16 protein-coding genes are annotated in these 19,395 nt (G+C 35.4%); all 16 read left to right on the top strand.

The window, feature by feature from the left end; all coding sequences use genetic code 11:
• Positions 1–798 carry a helix-turn-helix transcriptional regulator gene (locus HMPREF0381_RS10935; RefSeq protein WP_008752041.1) on the top strand — a complete coding sequence of 266 codons (798 nt, stop codon included), beginning with the start codon at positions 1–3 and terminating at the stop codon, positions 796–798.
• Positions 799–849: 51 nt separating this feature from the next.
• On the top strand, positions 850–2,427 hold the full coding sequence (locus tag HMPREF0381_RS10930) for a type I restriction-modification system subunit M (RefSeq protein WP_008752040.1): 1,578 nt from the start codon (positions 850–852) through the stop codon (positions 2,425–2,427).
• The gene (rhuM, locus tag HMPREF0381_RS10925) at positions 2,417–2,689 is read left to right on the top strand and encodes a RhuM family protein (protein WP_008752039.1); all 273 of its coding nucleotides are present in this window, start codon (positions 2,417–2,419) and stop codon (positions 2,687–2,689) included. The genes HMPREF0381_RS10930 and rhuM overlap by 11 nt, the downstream gene beginning before the upstream one ends.
• The gene (locus HMPREF0381_RS10920) at positions 2,682–3,935 is read left to right on the top strand and encodes a restriction endonuclease subunit S (RefSeq protein WP_040461409.1); all 1,254 of its coding nucleotides are present in this window, start codon (positions 2,682–2,684) and stop codon (positions 3,933–3,935) included. The genes rhuM and HMPREF0381_RS10920 overlap by 8 nt, the downstream gene beginning before the upstream one ends.
• Positions 3,936–4,051: 116 nt before the next feature.
• The gene (locus tag HMPREF0381_RS10915; protein WP_008752037.1) at positions 4,052–4,600 is read left to right on the top strand and encodes a restriction endonuclease subunit S; all 549 of its coding nucleotides are present in this window, start codon (positions 4,052–4,054) and stop codon (positions 4,598–4,600) included.
• A 55-nt stretch (positions 4,601–4,655) separates the two neighbouring features.
• Entirely contained in the window at positions 4,656–5,267 is a 612-nt protein-coding gene (locus tag HMPREF0381_RS10910) for a Panacea domain-containing protein (protein WP_008752036.1), read from the top strand.
• The gene (locus tag HMPREF0381_RS10905) at positions 5,264–5,695 is read left to right on the top strand and encodes a hypothetical protein (RefSeq protein ID WP_008752035.1); all 432 of its coding nucleotides are present in this window, start codon (positions 5,264–5,266) and stop codon (positions 5,693–5,695) included. The genes HMPREF0381_RS10910 and HMPREF0381_RS10905 overlap by 4 nt, the downstream gene beginning before the upstream one ends.
• 74 nt (positions 5,696–5,769) lie before the next feature.
• Positions 5,770–8,790, top strand: coding sequence for a type I restriction endonuclease subunit R (locus HMPREF0381_RS10900; RefSeq protein ID WP_008752034.1), 3,021 nt, complete (start codon positions 5,770–5,772; stop codon positions 8,788–8,790).
• Between the two features lie 297 nt (positions 8,791–9,087).
• Entirely contained in the window at positions 9,088–10,281 is a 1,194-nt protein-coding gene (locus tag HMPREF0381_RS10895) for a hypothetical protein (protein WP_008752033.1), read from the top strand.
• A 115-nt stretch (positions 10,282–10,396) separates the two neighbouring features.
• A complete protein-coding gene (locus tag HMPREF0381_RS10890) occupies positions 10,397–10,786 on the top strand; it encodes a thioesterase family protein (RefSeq protein ID WP_008752032.1) in 390 nt (129 codons plus the stop codon).
• A 135-nt stretch (positions 10,787–10,921) separates the two neighbouring features.
• Positions 10,922–12,385 carry a putative periplasmic lipoprotein gene (locus tag HMPREF0381_RS10885; protein ID WP_040461406.1) on the top strand — a complete coding sequence of 488 codons (1,464 nt, stop codon included), beginning with the start codon at positions 10,922–10,924 and terminating at the stop codon, positions 12,383–12,385.
• Positions 12,386–12,420: 35 nt separating this feature from the next.
• Positions 12,421–13,650 carry a DNA polymerase IV gene (gene dinB, locus HMPREF0381_RS10880; RefSeq protein WP_008752030.1) on the top strand — a complete coding sequence of 410 codons (1,230 nt, stop codon included), beginning with the start codon at positions 12,421–12,423 and terminating at the stop codon, positions 13,648–13,650.
• Positions 13,651–13,686: 36 nt separating this feature from the next.
• Entirely contained in the window at positions 13,687–15,228 is a 1,542-nt protein-coding gene (locus tag HMPREF0381_RS10875) for an SWIM zinc finger family protein (RefSeq protein ID WP_008752029.1), read from the top strand.
• 9 nt (positions 15,229–15,237) lie between these two features.
• On the top strand, positions 15,238–16,068 hold the full coding sequence (locus HMPREF0381_RS10870; protein WP_008752028.1) for a hypothetical protein: 831 nt from the start codon (positions 15,238–15,240) through the stop codon (positions 16,066–16,068).
• Between the two features lie 8 nt (positions 16,069–16,076).
• Positions 16,077–17,162: an ATP-binding protein gene (locus HMPREF0381_RS10865; protein ID WP_008752027.1), complete on the top strand. Its 1,086-nt coding sequence runs from the start codon at positions 16,077–16,079 to the stop codon at positions 17,160–17,162.
• A 9-nt stretch (positions 17,163–17,171) separates the two neighbouring features.
• Positions 17,172–19,391: a DUF5682 family protein gene (locus HMPREF0381_RS10860; RefSeq protein WP_008752026.1), complete on the top strand. Its 2,220-nt coding sequence runs from the start codon at positions 17,172–17,174 to the stop codon at positions 19,389–19,391.
• Positions 19,392–19,395: the final 4 nt, after the last annotated feature.

Here is a 19,395-nt window from a genome sequence, read left to right as displayed (position 1 = left end):
ATGGAAAAGGATTTCTTAATAAGTTGTCAAAAAGAGTACAGTGCGAGGAAATATTTTATCACGGGAATTTCTCTACAGAGTAAGGATGTGGGAATGCATATATCATATGATACAATTCACTCCGCATTTATCTATACTTTATCCGGAGAGGCTTTGATACAATTTAATGGTGAGAGTTTCAAGGCTGATGAAAATACGATAGTACATGGTGCCGGAAATCAGAAAATAGATTTTTGTGTAGTTTCGGATGTACCTTTTGTGCATTTAAATATCTATTACGATCCTGAAAATCCGTGGCACGGATGCAGTGATATAATGAATACGGCATACGAAATAAGTGAATTTAATAAGGAGAACACATCTGAATTACTGTTTAAGCTTAAAAAATGTGCAAACAGTGCAAGCTTTGACGATCAAATCAGAAGCAGGATGATAGCCGGACAGCTGATACTAAGCTCTTTTTGTTATCATATGCCTGATAAGGAAATAATGCAGATTGAAAATGCTATAGAATTGATGGAAAGCTCATATCAAAAGAGTCTGAGACTTGAAGATTTGGCTCTTGCCGCAAAAATGAATAAGACACATTTTTCATATACATTTAATAAAATCTATAATATAAGACCTATTGATTATCTTATAAGACTTCGTCTCAGAAAGGCGGCAAAGATGTTGCTTGACGGAATGTCGGTTACGGAAGTCGCCATAAATGTAGGTTATCAGGATCCGCTTTACTTCAGCAGGTTGTATAAAAAATATTTCGGTATCCCTCCGAGTAAGACGTGGAGGAAACAGTGATATTTTTAATAAAATTTGTTATACTGTAAGAAAATTTTTAGTGAGGTAAATATGTCGGATATTGAAAATAGAGAGAGCAAACAAAGGGCGGAGTTGCATAGAAAAATTTGGGCAATTGCTGATGATGTACGTGGTGCTGTAGACGGATGGGATTTTAAACAGTATATACTTGGAAACCTGTTCTACAGGTTCATTTCTGAGAATATTACAGAGTTTTTCAATAAGGCTGAGCATGAAGCAGGTGACACCGCTTTCGACTATGCCAAGATTTCTGACGAAGAGGCAGATAGAGATTTTAGACCCGGAACAGTGGAAGATAAGGGATTTTTCATATTGCCAAGTCAACTCTTTGAAAATGTAGTGGCGAATGCAGGAAACAATGAAAATTTAAACACCGACTTGGCAAATATATTTAATGCAATAGAGGGAAGTGCCATAGGTTTTTTGTCAGAGGAGGCTATAAAGGGACTGTTCAAAGACCTTGACACTACCAGTGACAGATTGGGAGCAACTGTTGTAGAAAAGAATAAAAGACTGTGTGATATATTAAAAGGTATTGCAGAGATTGATTTCAATGACTTTCAAAGTAATGACATAGATGCCTTCGGTGATGCCTATGAATACTTGATTTCAAATTATGCAAGTAATGCAGGAAAATCAGGTGGCGAGTTCTTTACTCCACAGACTGTGTCAAAGCTGCTTGCAAGACTTGTGATGGACGGAAAGACAAGTATAAACAAGGTTTATGACCCAACATGTGGCAGCGGGTCTTTAATTTTACAGATGAAAAAGCAGTTTGAAGAACATATCATAGAAGAGGGATTTTTCGGTCAGGAAATAAATATGACAAACTTCAACCTTGCACGTATGAATATGTTTCTTCACAATGTAAACTACAATAACTTTTCTATTAAAAGAGGCGATACACTCTTAAATCCTCTACACAATGATGAAAAACCTTTTGATGCTATTGTTTCAAATCCGCCTTATTCTATAAAGTGGGTAGGAGATGGAGATCCGACTCTTATAAATGATGAGAGATTTGCTCCTGCCGGAAAGCTTGCCCCGAAGTCTTATGCTGATTATGCATTTATAATGCATTCACTAAGTTATCTTTCAAGCAAAGGCCGTGCGGCCATTGTATGCTTTCCGGGAATATTTTATAGAAAAGGTGCGGAGAAGACCATTCGACAGTATTTAGTGGATAATAATTTTATTGATTGTGTGATACAGCTCCCTGAAAATCTTTTCTTTGGAACTTCTATAGCTACCTGTGTCCTTGTGATGGCAAAAAATAAGACAGAGAATAAGGTATTATTTATAGATGCAAGCAAGGAGTTCAAAAAAGAAACAAACAATAATGTTTTGGAAGAGAAAAATATTGAGTCAATATTGAATACCTTCAGAGAAAGAAAGGATAAAGAGTACTTTGCAAAGTATGTAGATAAAAAGTATATAGAGGATAATGACTATAATCTGTCGGTATCTACATATGTTGAAAAAGAGGATACAAGGGAAGTCATTGATATAAAGGTATTGAATGAGGAGATAGCAAAGACTGTAAAGAAAATCGACGAGCTTAGAGCCGCTATAGATGTGATAGTGAAGGAGCTGGAAGATGGTGAATGATATTATTATATATAACACAGAGGACGGTAAATTGGATGAGAATGTTGTGGTAGTAAACTATAAGTTGACAACCACTAAGCATGGTGCGATTCCTGATAAAGTACAGAGAAAGCAGGTCGCATACTATAATTTGGATATGATACCCTCTATTGGCTACAGAGTTCGTTCTATTCGAGGTACTAAATTTAGAGATAAAGACTGTCTTGCACAGATAAACAGTATACATAGTATAGCAAAAAAAGGTGGTAAAAAAGGTGAGTAAGATAGAAGAGATGTTAAAGAATGAAAAGGTGGAGTGGAAGGAAATAGGCGATATACCAGAAATTAAAGTTATTACTGTGAAGAAGAAACTTAAAAAACAGGAATATCTAAGAGAAGGGGATTATCCTATAATAGATCAAGGTCAAGAATTTATTGTTGGATATACAAATGATAATGATGCAATAATTGATAAATATCCTTGTGTTATATTTGGAGATCATACAGAAAGCATTAAATATGTTGATTTTGCTTTTGCACAAGGAGCAGATGGAATAAAGATATTAAAAACAGATGAGAAATATATAAAGTCCAGGTATTTGTACCATACTATTTTAAGCTATTACAAATTAGAGGGAAAATATATGAGACATTTTTCACTTTTGAGAAAAACATTGATTCCAATCCCCTCTATAAAAACCCAAGAAAAAATCGTAAAAACACTTGACAAATTCACAGAATATGTTACTGAATTACAGGCTGAATTACAGGCTGAATTACAATATCGTACTAACCAGTATGAATATTACAGAAATATGCTTTTGAGTGAGGAATACCTTAATAAACTTTCAAAAAAACTTTTAGATGTATCCGAGGGGGGGACGAATAGATTATGTTGTACTACTCTTGGAGACATAGGAAAGTTTACAAGAGGTAACGGTTTACAAAAATCTGATTTTGCTTCACATGGAAAACCTGTAATTCACTATGGTCAGATATATACAAAGTATGGATTTGAAACGAATGAGGTAATCTCTTTTGTAAGTGAGGAGTTGTTTGAAAAGCTAAGGAAAGCAAGACAAGGTGATATTTTGATGGCAACTACATCGGAGAATATTGAAGATGTAGGAAAGTGTGTTGTGTGGACAGGCAATGAGGAAATCGGGTTTTCAGGAGATATGTATAGCTACAGAACAACAGAAAATCCAAAGTACATTGCATATTATTTTCAAACAGCAGAGTTTCAAAAACAAAAGGAAAAGAAAGTTACCGGAACTAAGCTGATTCGCATTCATGGAGATGATATGGAAAAGTTTTCTATACATTTACCACCCCTTTCACTTCAAAACAAAATAGTAGAAATCCTTGATAAGTTTCAAGCAATACTCTCTGAAACAAGGGGTTTGTTACCGAAGGAGATAGAGGAGCGTCAAAAACAGTACGAATATTATCGTGAAAAACTATTGACATTTGATATAGAAAGTGGTACGCACGCACGCACGCACGCACGCACGCACGCACGCAACTAATTGCTAACAGCTACTTTATTATCTTAAAAGAGGCGGCTAATATTGTTGGAGTAAATTTATATAGTATAGAGTGGAAAACGCTGGGAGATATCGGAAGATTTGAGAATGGCAGTGGAATGCCGAAAACAATGTTTAAAGATGATGGAGAAGTTGGTGCAATTCACTACGGGCATATTTATACAAGATATAATATGTTTATAGATAAACCTGTTGTAGGTATAAGTACTAAAGATGCAGAAAAATTAAAAAAGGTCAATAAAGGAGATTTAGTCATTGCCAGGACATCTGAAAATATTGATGATGTTATGAAAACTGTTGCATATCTTGGGGAGAAGACAGTTGTAGCAGGTGGACACTCTACAATATTTAGACATAAAGAGAATCCTAAGTATTTGTCATATGTACTGAATGGAGCGGACTATGCAATAAAACAGAAAAATAAGATGGCAAGAGGTGTAAAGGTTATCGAACTTTCTACAGCAGACATGGAGAAAATCAAAATCCCTCTCCCTTCCCTCCAGGTCCAAGAGTATATAGTCTCCATCCTGGATAAGTTTGATACACTTGTAAATGATATAAAATCAGGTTTGCCAAAGGAGATAGAGGAGCGTCAAAAACAATATGAGTACTACCGTGAAAGGCTGTTATCTTTTAAAAAGTCTTGATATATGCTATAATTCTAATGTAGCGATGAGAGTAGGGAGTATTGAGGGGTAGGATATGACAATAAAAGATTTGGCAAAGTGGTTTCTTATCAAAAATCCTGTATTGCGTGACGGGTATATTGATGAGAATACCAAATTAAATAAGCTATTATATTTTTCACATCTTATGTATTATGCTATAACAAATCAGAACTTGACAAACTGTGTTTTTGAAAAGTGGGATAACGGTCCTGTATCAAGAGAAATATATATAGCTTATAGGTATGAGGAATTAGGTTGTCACTATGACGATGCTGCTGATATTATAAATCAACATATACTCAAGATATTGCAAATAGTAAATTTTGTATATGCAAATAAGACCGCAAGAGAATTATCAGAAGAAACACATACACATAGTATATGGCAAGAAGTAGGGCGAAATGAAAAAATAATATTTGAAAATATCTCACCTAAAGAAAGAAATTTTATGAAATGCCTTTATGAAACATATAAAGATATGGATTTTGAAAGAATTTCTATGGAAAAGATAGGTGACAATATATATTACTACGATAAGGACAATTTGGATATGTCTGATGAGGTGGTAGAACAGCTGGAAAAGGTGGATTTGCAAAAAGAACCTATTTTTGTTGAGAGCATAGAGGGAGAACTTGTATTTTCATGATGGATATTATAATTTGTAGAATAAAGTATCCTAATGACCCGATAGGAAATACGAATGTTCATCAACACTTTATAGGTAGTTTTGAAGGTAGTACATTGGAATTGTATTCCATATCTTCAATAATGGGAAAAGAGTACAAAGTATATTCAGAAGAAGGAAATCCAAATGAAGATTATTATCTTATAATTGGAGAAGAACAGTTAGAGTGTAAACTTAGGGTTCCGTCGTTTATTGATTGTACCAAGTCGTATATCTTGAAAATAAGTGAAGATGTTGATATAAGTAAGTTAAATGGTAGGGCAATTCCTATAGATATAAGAGAAAAGATAGCTGATAAAATTTCTTTAATGAAAGAAAATAAAAAACTCAAGAGATATTGTATAGACATGAATGAGTTTATCAGTATCAATAATAAAGTAAAAAAATAATTTTAAGATACCAAAAAACTCCACCATGTAATAAAAGAGGTGGAGTTTTTTGTAAGAGTTTATTCGGAGGTAATATGCAAGAAAAACAAATTTATTCCACATCCGCTATTGCTGAGATGACAAATGGTATTATTTTGGCTAAGTTTGAAAAGACAAGGATGCAGGATGCCCGAAGTTATCAGAGTGAAGCAGAACTTGAAAATAACATGATCAATAATTTGGTTTCACAGGGATATGAAAGATTGTTTGCAAAAACAAATGAGGATTTATATGTCAATCTGAAAAAGCAGATAGAAAAATTAAATGATGTCACATTTTCAAAAGATGAGTGGAGTAGATTTTTAAGAGAATACTTAGATACTCCAAATGATACTATGATAGAAAAGACTAGGAAAGTACAGGAAAATCATATATATGATTTTACTTTTGATGACGGCCATTTGCAAAATATAAAGATAATAGATAAGACAAATATTTATAAAAACTGCTTGCAGGTTGTCAACCAGATAAAGCAGGAAGGAAGTCATAGTAATCGTTATGATGTCACAGTACTGGTAAACGGGTTGCCGTTAGTGCATATAGAGTTGAAAAAGCGTGGTGTAAACATTCATGAGGCATTCAATCAGATACATAGATATAGCAAGGAGAGTTTCAATATAGAGAGTTCTCTATATAAGTATGTACAGATTTTTGTTATATCAAACGGTACATATACCAGATATTTTGCAAATACACTTAACCAAAGTAAAGGTAATTATGAGTTTACCTGTGAGTGGGCAGATGCAAAGAATAAAGTGATAAGAGATTTGGATGATTTTACAAGAACCTTCTTTGAAAAGAGAGTTATTCTTGAAGTACTTATAAAGTACTGTGTATTTGATGTAACTAATACTTTGCTTATAATGCGTCCATATCAGATAGCGGCTACAGAAAGAATACTTTGGAAGATAAGGTCAAGTTATGAGTCAAAAAAATATGGAAGAGTGGAAGCCGGTGGCTTTATATGGCATACTACAGGTTCAGGAAAGACCTTAACTTCATTTAAGGCTGCAAGACTTGCTACAGAGCTTGAATTTATTGATAAGGTGTTTTTTGTGGTGGACAGAAAAGACCTTGATTTCCAGACAATGAAGGAGTATCAAAGATTTCAGCCCGACAGTGTGAACGGCAGTAAAGATACAAAGGAATTGAAAAAATGCATTGAGAAAAAAGACAATAGAATAGTGGTAACAACTATACAGAAGTTAAATGAGTTTGTTAAGAAAAATCCTACACATGAAATCTATGATAAGCAATGTGTACTTATATTTGATGAATGTCATCGTTCACAATTTGGTGATGCACAAAAGAATATAAGGAAGGCATTCAAAAAGTACTATCAGTTCGGATTTACAGGAACACCTATATTTGTTGAGAACTCACTTGGAGGGGATACAACTACAGGAATATTTGGTGCACAGCTTCATAGCTATGTTATAACAGATGCCATACGTGACGGTAAGGTTTTAAAGTTTAAGGTGGATTATAATAATATTTTGCCGAAGTTTAAGAGTGCAGAAAAAGAATATGATGAAAAAGAGCTTAAGAAGTTGGAAAAGAAGATGCTTCTTCATCCTGAGCGTATTACAGAAATATCGAAGCATATCTTAGAAGTATTTGATGCAAAGACTCATAGAAATGTAGTGTATAATTTAAAGGATAGAAGACTTAGCGGATTTAATGCCATGCTTGCAGTACAAAGTGTAGATGCTGCAAAGTTATATTATGAGGAATTTAAAAGGCTTCAAAGTAATTTGGCAGAGGATAAAAGGCTGAAGGTGGCTACGATATATAGCTTTGTTGCGAATGAAGAACAAAGGGCTATCGGAGAAATATCAGAAGAAGACTTCAATCCGGGCGCTATGGACTCCGGTGCAAAGGAATTTTTGGACAAGGCTATCAGTGACTATAATAATTACTTTACCACTAACTTCAGTACAGCCGGGAATGAGTTTCAGAATTACTATAAGGATCTATCAAAGAGAGTAAAGCAAAGAGAAGTGGACTTACTTATTGTAGTGGGTATGTTCTTGACAGGATTTGATGCTCCTACTATGAACACTTTGTTTGTAGATAAAAATCTTAGATACCATGGACTTATACAGGCTTTTTCAAGGACAAATCGTATCCTAAACAAGGTAAAGGCTTTCGGTAATATTGTATGCTTTAGAGATCTGGAAAAGGCTACCAAGGATGCTATAAAAACTTTCGGAGATGAAAACAGTGTAAATGTTATCTTAGAAAGAAGCTATGATGAATATATAAACGGTTTTTGTGATGAAGAGAGTGGAAAGAGAATAAAGGGTTATACTGAGATTTGTAATGAGATTCTTGCAAAATTCCCGGATCCTACAGAGATAGAACTGGAGGCAGATAAGAAAGAATTTGTAGAACTCTTTGGTGAACTGTTAAGGGCTGAGAATATCTTGAAAAACTTTGATGAGTTTGAAAATTTTGAGAAGATTATTTCCGAACGTCAGATGCAGGATATGAAGAGTACATATGTGGATATAAGAGAAGGGCTTGTCAACTCAAGAAATAGTGAGAGAAATGAGCAGTCAAATGTAGATTTTTCAGATGTGGAATTTGAAATTGACCTGCTAAAGACTGATGAAATAAATCTTGATTATATTCTGGCACTTATTCTTTCTAAAGTTAAGGAAAGTGAAGATATAGAGAATCTGAAATCAGATGTTCGTAGAGTGATACGATCAAGTCTGGGAACAAGATCCAAGGAAGAGTTGATTATAGATTTTATAAACAGTACAAAAGTTTCGGAACTAAAGAATACAGAGGATATACTTGAGTCATTCTATTCCTTTGCAAGGAAACAAAAGAGTAGTAGTATAAGTAAACTTATAGAAGAAGAAAAGCTAAAGTCAGGTTCAAATCATTTTATTGAAAAGGCTGTTGCAAAGGGTTATGTGGATTATGCAGGAGATGAGTTGGACAGTATAATACCACCTACTTCCAGAAGACAGGGAGCCAGAGAAAAAAAGAAAACTGTTATAATGGAAAAAATAAGAGATATAGTGGATATTTTTGTGGGTATATAAAATTATAAGCGTTTAGAAAGAAAAAGATAGAAATTTATATTAATTATTTGTGAGAGTTGACCTAACTATTAAACTATGATAGAATATTATTAAAATAAATATATGAAAATTCATATTATTTTTATCGGTATGTGATTTTATAATAATTGTAAGAGGTTATTATTGAAAAAATTATAGATAAAAGAGAATATTTAAAATATCAATGAAAATATAGCGATGTGGTATATGTTTTGATTGTTTAGAGCAAAATTAATTTGATCATTCTCTATTGTAAAAGTGTACTTTAAGGAGGTATGTATGAGAAAAAGATTTTTAAGTGTTCCGTTCGCCATTGTTTTTTCGATTTTTGCAGGTTTTCTGCAAACGCCTTTTTCTGCCGGTGTTATAAAAGACGGGGTTCAAAAAGCTTCACAAAATTCTGTGACCGGTGATGATAATTATAAAAAAATTTACAGAGATATCCTTACAAATTTTTATAATACAGGTGTAATAGGTAGTGTTGATGAGTTTTATGACAGTCCGGATGTAGATACCTACAAATCTATTGATGACTCTATATTGAATTTTTATTATTTTACTCTTGCAGATGTTACAGGTGACGGACAAAGTGAAATAATAATTTTAAAAAGACGTACAAATTGGTTCTTTAATTCCGTAGTACAATATATGCGTATTTACAAGATATTTAACGGTAAGGCTGTACAGATTTTTGAAAGTGGGTCCTATAGTCCATATCTGTTCCTTGATAATAATATCATTGTTCAAGATTATAGTGAATGCAATATGGATGATACGTGTATTTGGGCATATGATACATCCATTTGCAATTTTACATTGTTAGATGACGGTAAAGACAGTGAATTGATTGCCTCTGCAAAGGACTCATTACAAAATAACAGAGTAAAACTAAGTTCAGACAGTATTATGGATTTTCCTGTAACTTTGGAAAATATTGCTGAAGCGGTGGAAAAGCTGCCTGATCCGGGGATTGATCTATATCATAATATTACTAAAGAGTCTAAAGGCATTGCATCTTCCTACAAAAGCTTATATTCACCTATATTGCATGACTTTCATGATGATACTTCAAAATTTAAATTAATGGATATCACAGGTGACAACCGTGATGAGCTTATAGTTAAAGTTATGCCCAAAAGGGAGAATTTTTATGGGATTTACGGTATTTACGGTATTGTAGATGACAAGCCTCGTCTTATCGGATTTGTCACCAACAGTGGAGGAGATTTCTTTGTTTTTGATGACAATACACTGTTGTCCGTAGATTTCAGTGAATATGGTACCTATGGAAGTGAATTCCATTATTACAGTTATGATCCGGATATATCACGATTTACATTGGTAAAAGAAGGTCAATACAGAAACGGTGACAGAGATTATTTGAGAGGGCTTCTCAAAAAGCCTATAAAACTTCGTGAGTCGGATATTGATACGGACATTAATGATGCAAACATTGAGGCGGCTTTAAAGTAGTTATATCATTTATCACATTGTGATTGATAAATTGCTGAGATTTCTTAAAAAGTATTACTCAAATTCCTGCAAAAGTAGTATAGTGTAACTATATGATTATGCAAAGGAGAGTTTTATGTTGGAAGTAGGAATCAAAGGGCAAAGAGAAACTGTAGTTACTAAGGATAAAACTGCAACAGGTATCGGCAGCGGGCTTTTGGAGGTATTCGCAACACCTGTTATGATTGCATTGATGGAAGAGTCATCGTTTATGAGTGTAAATGAAAGACTGGATGAGGGATTTACTACAGTAGGTATTGCAGTAGATATCAAGCATATATCCGCTACACCTGTAGGAATGAAGGTGGTTGCAAAGTCTGAGCTTCTAAAGATTGACGGAAGAGAGTTGACCTTTAAGGTAGAGGCATATGATGAAAAAGGGCTTATCGGTGAGGGCATCCACAAGAGATTTATTGTAAATAATGATAAGTTCCAGGCAAAGACTGACAGCAAATCGGAAAAGTAGATATAGTATAAAATATCCGGAAGAACAAAATTAAAAGTGCAGGCGGCAAAAGCCAAATGCACTTTTTTTATCTTAAGACTATCGTCATATATAGTAATATGTTTTTATGATAAGATAAGTAATAAGGAGGAATTTATGAAAAAAGAAATGTTATATTTTATTCCGGCAATTTTATTACTTTCAGGTTGTGGAAAGAGTGTTTCAATATCAATAAATACGAACAAAAACGAAAGTACGATAAGTGAAAGCAATAATATAAATGAAAGTAAAGAGACCGAAATCACAAGAGATAATGAACAAACCGGTGTGGAGATGTTTGATGCAACAGTATACTATAAGCCTAAGGACGGTTATGAGCCGCCTGAAAATGTAATTCCGCAGATAAAGACAGACAATAAGAATCTGGACAGTGTAGTGGAAAGGATAAATTCAACTTGGACCAATGATTATTCAAATATACAAATTACAAGAGCAGATTCTAATGTATTTAGCCTTTTGATAGATACGGTAACATTTGATAATAACAATTCAAGCAAAGAGTTAAGAGGTGTAAATATCAATTCAAGTACAGGTAAGGAACTTAAGATTACAGCCGTACTGAAGGATGCCGATGCATTATATGATAAACTGATGAATGACAAAGACTTTATAGATAATTATGATGATATTGACAACTTCGGTAAGAAGATGAAATCGGTTTTAACAGATCCTGATGCTTTCAGTGACGGTGAGAACATTAATAAAGATGTCACATGGTCACTGAGTAACGGTGCAATGATGATATATATGCTTGAAGATACAAAGAACGGAAAGCAGACTGTTTCCATACCTGTTGATTATATAAAGTATAAAGAGTTTTTTAAGGGCAGTATATTGGATTTACCGTATGATTATGCTTTTAAAATTATTGTGGATAATGAGATGAATGCAAATATAAATGGAAAAGAAAGCAGTGTGGAAGTCGATCAGGAAATTGACGAGTACGGTATCTTACAGGAAATTGAACTGAAAATAGACGGCAATGAGAGAGAATATAAGGACGATAGTAACAGCTACGGTATTTCGGATGCCTATATTTTTAAAAAAGGAAATTCGGCATATCTTTACCTTGAGTTGACCTATGACAATGACTATAGGAGCATTAAGGTAATTGATTTAAATAAAAATGATGAACAGTCAGATATTCAGGAGAGTTTTGCGGATACGGCTCCTCTAAATCCCGATAAGTTTTACTTAGGAGATAGGGTTGCGACTGTCAGCACTGTCAATGTTGAAAGAAAGTATAGCTTAGGTGATGACGGCAAGCCGAAAGCACTGGAAAATTATTATACCATTGTCACTCCTGTAAGTTTGGTTTCTAAAGTTGAATTAAGCGGAGAGCATTTAGACGGTGTAAACGGCAATAAGTCAGGTGATGAAATTCTTCCTGTAGGAGCTTTGCTTACACCTGTCGGCAGTGACAATAAAACTTTTACCGACTATAGAATGAATACCGGAGATATTGTCAGAATTCCGATGCAAAAATCATCAGACGGTGATATAACAATAGACGGCAAGGATGTAAGAGATGTGTTTGAAGGTACGTTTTTTGCAGGATAATTTTAAAAAGGAGTATATAGTTTTGCAGGTTAATTATGATTGAAAATCAAATAATTATTCATGTGGATATGGATGCATTCTATGCTTCTGTGGAGATGAGAGATGATGAGACTCTGGTAGGAAAGCCCCTTATCATTGGTTCAATGCCAAATGAGAGGGGCGTTGTTGCGACTTGCAACTATGAGGCCAGAAAGTACGGCATCCGCTCAGGTATGAATATCAAGGAAGCATATAATCTCTGTCCTAAGGGGATTTTCAAGCATCCGAATTTTGATAAATATAGAGCCGTATCAAATAAATTGCATAGGATATTGGAAAGTTATACTGATATAACAGAGTATATTGCTCTGGATGAGGGATATCTGGATCTTACAGATGTAGCGGCATCATTTAAAGAGGCTAAAGAAACAGGTTTTGAGATAAAGAAGAGGGTGAGGGAAGAACTTTCACTCACCTGTTCTGTAGGGCTTGCATATTCAAAGACCGCCGCAAAGACGGCAAGCGAGGAGAAAAAGCCTGACGGATATTTTGAAATTTTAAGTAGAGAAGATTTTGTAAAATTGGTAATAGACAGAAATGTGAGAGCATTGTATACAGTAGGTAAAAAGACCGCAGAGAAGCTTCATATGTATGGAGTGGACACTGTGAGAGATTTACAAAATAAATCTGATTTTGTAAAAAAATTTATGGGTAAACAGGGAGAATATCTAATCGATCTTGCTTTCGGATATGATAACAGAAAGGTTACACCTTACAAACAGGAGGATGCCAAGTCAATCAGCAAGGAATTTACATTTCAAAAGGATGTATCAAGCTTTAAGTTTTTGAATGATGTACTTTTTATTCTTGCATTTCGTGTAGAGGAAAGAGCAAAAAAACTTGGACTTTATGGTGAGGGAGTTTCTCTTAAGATTACCTACGGGAATATGAAGAGTATCACAAGGTCAATGCTTGTAGATGAATGTAGCAATGATGCCTATACAATTTATGAGAATGCAAGTATACTTTTAAGGAATGTAAAAAAGGGTGAGATAAGGCTTATCGGAACAGGAATATATCATCTGCGAGAGGAAGAGGGCAGGCAGTTGAGTTTTAGTGATATTTTTTCAAGTGAACATGATGTCATAAGCAAAAAAGTGGAAAATAAGTGGCAGGAACTTAAGAATTATTATAAAATAGATTTTGATGAATTAAGGAATTCATCAAATAGACTGAAAACTTATGAATATATAGAAAAAATGAGAGAAGTAATGGAGTCTATGTAGTATAATAGCCTCAAAACATATCAGAAAGGATCATATATGAGAACTTTTGACGAACAGCAGATAGTTTCAATGGCACCTAATGCCAATGCAGTTGCAAACGGCAGGAAGCTGTCAAGCGGCGGCAGTTTTATAAAGAGAATGAGGTCATCAGATGACAGCCTGTATTTTGCGGAGTGCAAAGGAAGCGGAAAGAGCAATTACAATGTTTCTATAGACTTTGAAAAAGAAAATGAGCCTGTATTTAGGTGCAGTTGTCCAAGTAGGCAGTTTCCATGTAAGCATGCTATAGGCTTGATGTTTGAGATGAAAGAGGGCAAGAACTTTGAGGATGCAAAAATCCCTCAGGATATTTTAGATAAGAGAAATAAGATAGAGGAAAGAGAAAAGAAAAAGGCAAAAAAGGAGATTGAAAAGGAACAAAATCCTGATAAAACAAAGAAAACAAGTGCAGCCTCAAAAGCGGCAAAGACTAAGAAAATAAAAAAGCAGATAGACGGTTTGGATTTATTAAAGGATGTAATGATACAGATAACAAACTCAGGTGTGGCATCCTTTGTTGAGTCTTCATTTGATAAAAAGTATGATGAACTTGCAAAGCAACTTGGAGATTACTATTTGCCGGGAGTACAGCTTATATTTAAAAGGTTTTTTAAATATCTAAGAACAATTAAAAATTCACAATTCATAGATGAGATAAGAAAAAATTATCCGAAGAGTTATGTAGATGAGATAAGAAAAGATTATCCGGATGACTATATGGAGGAATATTTATTGGCTTTGGCAGTAAAAGAACTTACAAAGCTTAGATATATTGAAAAAAGAGCAAGGGATTATCTTAATAAGAAGCTTGAAAGCGATGAAGTGGGAGCTGATGACAATATACTCTATGAGGCACTTGGAGGAGTTTGGAAGCTTGAAGAACTTGGTGCTATAGGACTGAAGAAAGATAATGTAGAGCTTGTACAACTGAGCTTTACGGCTGAATTTGACAGTGTAAAGGGTGAAGATATAGATACAGGTTATTGGATTGACCTTGATACCGGTGAGATAGATTATACCGCAAACTATTGCCCGGTGAAAGCAAAGAAGTATATCACAAGGGATGACAGTTTCTTCGGGAAAAAATGTATTGATACACTTTATTACTATCCTGCAAATGACGGCGAAAACAGAAGAATAAGGTATGAAAGCAGTATAGATAAAGAACTGAGTGTTGATGATATAAAAAAGATAAGGGGCTTTGCAAAGAAAAATATCTCCGAGTTTTTAAAGTCTGCTAAAAATGTGCTGAAAGCGACATTAAGTGATAATGTATATGCTGTACTTTTTGAGTTTGCCAAGATAGGTCAAAAAGGCAATGATGTGGTTGTGGAAGACAGTGAAGGAACACAGATTTTATTAAAGTCTAAAACCTTTGACAACACGGTAATCGGCTCAATTCTTAATCTTCCGGGTAAAGATTATCTACATGGTCAGGTACTTTTTGGACTTGCCTACTATGATTTTATATTGAAGCAGATATGTATAGAACCAAGAAGTATTATTTCGGATAAAGAAATACTGAGATTGGCATTTTAGGGAGGATTTATGAATTTAGATATTTTATATAAACTACAAGAACAGTTAAAATACAGTATTATCACAGGAAGCTCCCTTATAAGAGAAGACTTCAGATTAAAAAAGGCTGTAGATGATATGGCGGCACTTTCAAAGCTTGCTCCGGTATTTGCGCAGATAGAAACACAGGCAAAGAGTCTCTTTGAATGTGACAATCCCGGGGAGAGGACTCTTGATATACTTGCATTAGTGGATGCGGTACTTGAAACTCAAAGCGGTGTTTATGAAAAAAGTGAACTTAGTGATATAGAGGCGGGCAGCGGTAAGAATTGTAATTATTCATACAAGATGCTTGAGCCTGTTCTTACTGCACTTACTACAACAGGAAGCGGCAGATGGGAGGTACTTTTAAATGCCAGAAAGCAGGATCCACGCATCTTCTTTGACTACAGAGTGTTGCCAAAGTATATCGGAGGTCTTGGTGACAGCTACGGCGAACTTGCCTATCAAATCAGCAGATGGATGATGGAAGACGGCAAGATGATGATTGAGCCGCTAAAAAGAGGTTTTGATCCTATGGGCAAGTCTGAGATGTGCAGAAGGCTTGATATTATAGCATATCTGGCAAAAGAAGAAGAAAATGACTTCTATCTGTCAATTATAGACGGTGAGGCAAGTAAGGATGTAAGAAAGTCTGCTATAGAGGCATTGGGATATAGTGATAAAAACATTGATATCTTGCTTGAGATAGCAAAAACCGGAGATAAAGCAAGTAAGGAGAAGGCAATAAGTGCCTTAAAAAGCTTTAGTGATGCAAGAATTGATGAATTTTTTGAAAATTCAGCTAAAAAGAAGAAATAGAGGTGATTATGAGCGAAGAATTACAAAGACTTCCTGCGGAGGTCATGTTCCAAAAAGAATTAGATGCATTGATAGCGGCGGAAACAAATCCTGTTCCTACAGGTTGGAAGATGTCTCCAAAGTCGGTACTTACCTATATAATGGGAGGTGAGTGTAACGGTATAGAAATAATGCCGAAGTATATAGGCAACAGAAGAATTGTTGAGATTGCCATAGCTACATTAATAACAGACAGAGCATTGCTTTTGATAGGTGAACCAGGAACTGCAAAGTCATGGCTTTCAGAACATCTGTGTGCGGCTATAAACGGTAATTCCACATGTGTTATACAGGGAACGGCAGGCACTACAGAGGAACAGATAAGATATTCATGGAATTATGCTATGCTTATTGCGGAGGGCCCAAGTGATAAGGCAATTATAAAGAGTCCTATTTTTGAGGCTATGGAAGAGGGGAAGATTGCAAGATTTGAGGAGATTTCACGTTGTGCTTCCGAGGTACAGGATGCACTTATCTCTATTCTTTCCGAGAAAAGAATTTCAATTCCTGAGCTTTCTAAAGACAGTGCGGCTAAAAAAGGTTTTTCGGTGATTGCTACCGCAAATACCAGAGACCGTGGTGTAAATGATATGAGTGCAGCTCTAAAGAGAAGGTTTAATATAGTGGTACTTCCAAGCCCCAACACTCTTGAAGAAGAGATGAACATTGTAAAGACCAGAATAGAAAAACTTTCAGAGGGCATGGCATTGCTTTCAAAGGTACCCAAGGCGGAGGTAATAAAGAAAGTTTGCACAATATTCAGAGAACTTAGACAGGGTGAAACACTTGACGGTAAACAAAAGATAAAGTCCACTGCAAATGTACTCTCTACAGCAGAGGCAATTTCATTACTTACAAACAGTATGTCTCTTGCAGGAAGCTTCGGTGATGGAGTAATAAGTGATGCGGATCTTGCAGCAGGGCTTCAAGGTGCGATAGTAAAGGAAGACTCGAAAGATTCAAAAATCTGGGAAGAATATCTTGAAAATATAATGAAAAAGCGTGGGAAAGAGTGGATTGGTCTATACAATGAGTGTAGGGCACTCAATGGCTAGGAGGCGGCCATGAAAACTTTTGGAATCAGACATTTTTCACCGGCGGGAGCATATTTTGTAAGAAAATTTTTGAACGAAAACCGGCCTGATGTGGTGCTTATTGAAGGACCTGCCGATTTTGATTTTTTGATAGACGATATCGTATCAAAAAATCTTTTACCGCCATTTGCTATTATGGCATATACAAAAGAGGTTCCTATAGAGACTGTTCTCTATCCGTTTGCAGTTTATTCACCTGAGTATCAGGCTATTTTATGGGCAAGAGAAAACAATAAAGAATGTCATTTCTTTGACCTTGAATCAAATATAATGCTTGGTTTGGAAAGTAAGAATGAGGATGAAATAATCAGTGATGCTCCGGATAAGATACATGACAAGGAAAAAACTTCAGATTTTGATATGGAAAGCTTTTGGGAAAGAGTCTTGGAACAGAGTGAGGACATGAATGCTTACAAATCCGGCAGTGCCTTATTTGGTGAGAGCCTTAGAAACGAAGATGGAGTAAGTTTAAGAGATATCATCCGTGAAAGCTTTATGAAAAGAAAGATAAAAGAAATTATAGACAGGGGTATCGACAGTGAAAAAATAGTGGCGATTACAGGTGCATTTCATACATCGGCTATACAAAGCCTTGACGGTGCTATGACCGATAAAGAGTATGATTCACTGAAAAAAAAGGATTCAAATATTACATTGATGCCTTATTCATACTACAGACTCAGTAAAAGAACCGGATACGGTGCCGGAAATACAGCACCTGCCTATTATGAACTGCTGTGGCAGGGATTTATAAAAAATGATAAAACATATCATGAAAGAAAATATTTGAGTTTACTTGCAAAGTATATGCGTGAGCATGGCGGGATAGTCTCATCTGCACAGGTGATAGAAACGACAATGCTTTCAAGGTCGATAGCCAATCTTAGAGGAGGCTCCATACCGACACTTGTAGATTTAAAAGATGCCGGTATTACCTGTATGGGTGGAGGCAGTTTTGGTGAAATGGCAATGGGGTTTGCCCAAAGTGATATCGGCACAAAGATCGGCGTTGTGCCGCAGGAGTCTATGAAGACTTCAATACAGAGTGATTTTTTGTCAAGACTCAAGGCTTTGAAGCTTGAAAAATATAAAGAACTTGTAGCAACACCGTTACAGCTTGACCTTAGAGAAAACCTGAGAGTAAAGTCAAAGGAGAGTGCTTTTTTTGACTTAAACAGGTCATTTTTCCTATATAGACTTGTAACTTTGGGCATTGATTTTGCAAAGATTGAAAGAAACAGACAGGATAATGCCACATGGGCGGAAAACTGGATTTTGCAGTGGACTCCCGAGGCGGAGATTCAAATAGTGGAGTCTGTATTAAAAGGAGATACAATAGACGAAGCGGTTGCCTTTGTACTTGGTGAGAGACTTGACAATGCGATAAGCATTTCGGAAATAGCTGATATTATAGAGGCGGCTTTTAATTGCGGCATACCTAAGATAGTAGAAGGTGCCGGCAGAAAATTGGATGAGATGGCAAGCGGAGCCGTCTCTATTCATGAGATTGCTGTAACTACAAGTAAGCTTTCAGATATGATTTTGTTTGGAGATATCAGAAAACTTGACAGAAAACCGCTTGAACCTATTGTAAAGAGATTATGTATCAGGGCGGCTCTTATACTGGCAGGAGAGTCTGCATGTGATGATATGGCGGCTGTAATACTTGTAGAAGATATTCAAAGTATACATAATGTATTTGTCTTACATGACTTTTTAGATAAGGATCTGTGGTTTGATAAGCTTATGGAAGTATCAAACAGAGATGATCTTAATACAAAAATTTCAGGACTTGCCACTGCAATATTACTTGATACAGGTAAAACAGATGAGAATACTTTACGAATTGAGGTTGCAAGGAGACTTTCTGCCGGTATGCCGGCAGAGCTTGGTGCAAACTGGTTTGCAGGACTTTCTATAAGGAATCATTATGCCCTTATCGGCAGGCTTACACTGTGGGAGAGCTTAAGTGAATATATGGACAGTCTGGATGAAGAAGAGTTTAGGCGTTCACTTGTTTTCTTAAGAAGGGCCTTTGTAGACTACAGTTCTAAGGAAAAAGATATGATTGCTGAAAATCTTGGCGAAATATGGGGACTTAATGCAACTGTAGTAAGTGAAATTATAAATTCCGAGGTAAAGGAAGTGGATACTGAAATACTTGAGGACTTTGATTTCGGTGATTTTTAGGAGG

The sequence above is a fragment of the Lachnoanaerobaculum saburreum DSM 3986 genome (genome assembly GCF_000185385.1).
In the GTDB taxonomy this organism is placed as follows: domain Bacteria; phylum Bacillota; class Clostridia; order Lachnospirales; family Lachnospiraceae; genus Lachnoanaerobaculum; species Lachnoanaerobaculum saburreum.
Note: the sequence above shows the minus strand (reverse complement) of the source record. Positions and strands in the feature narration are given on the sequence as shown.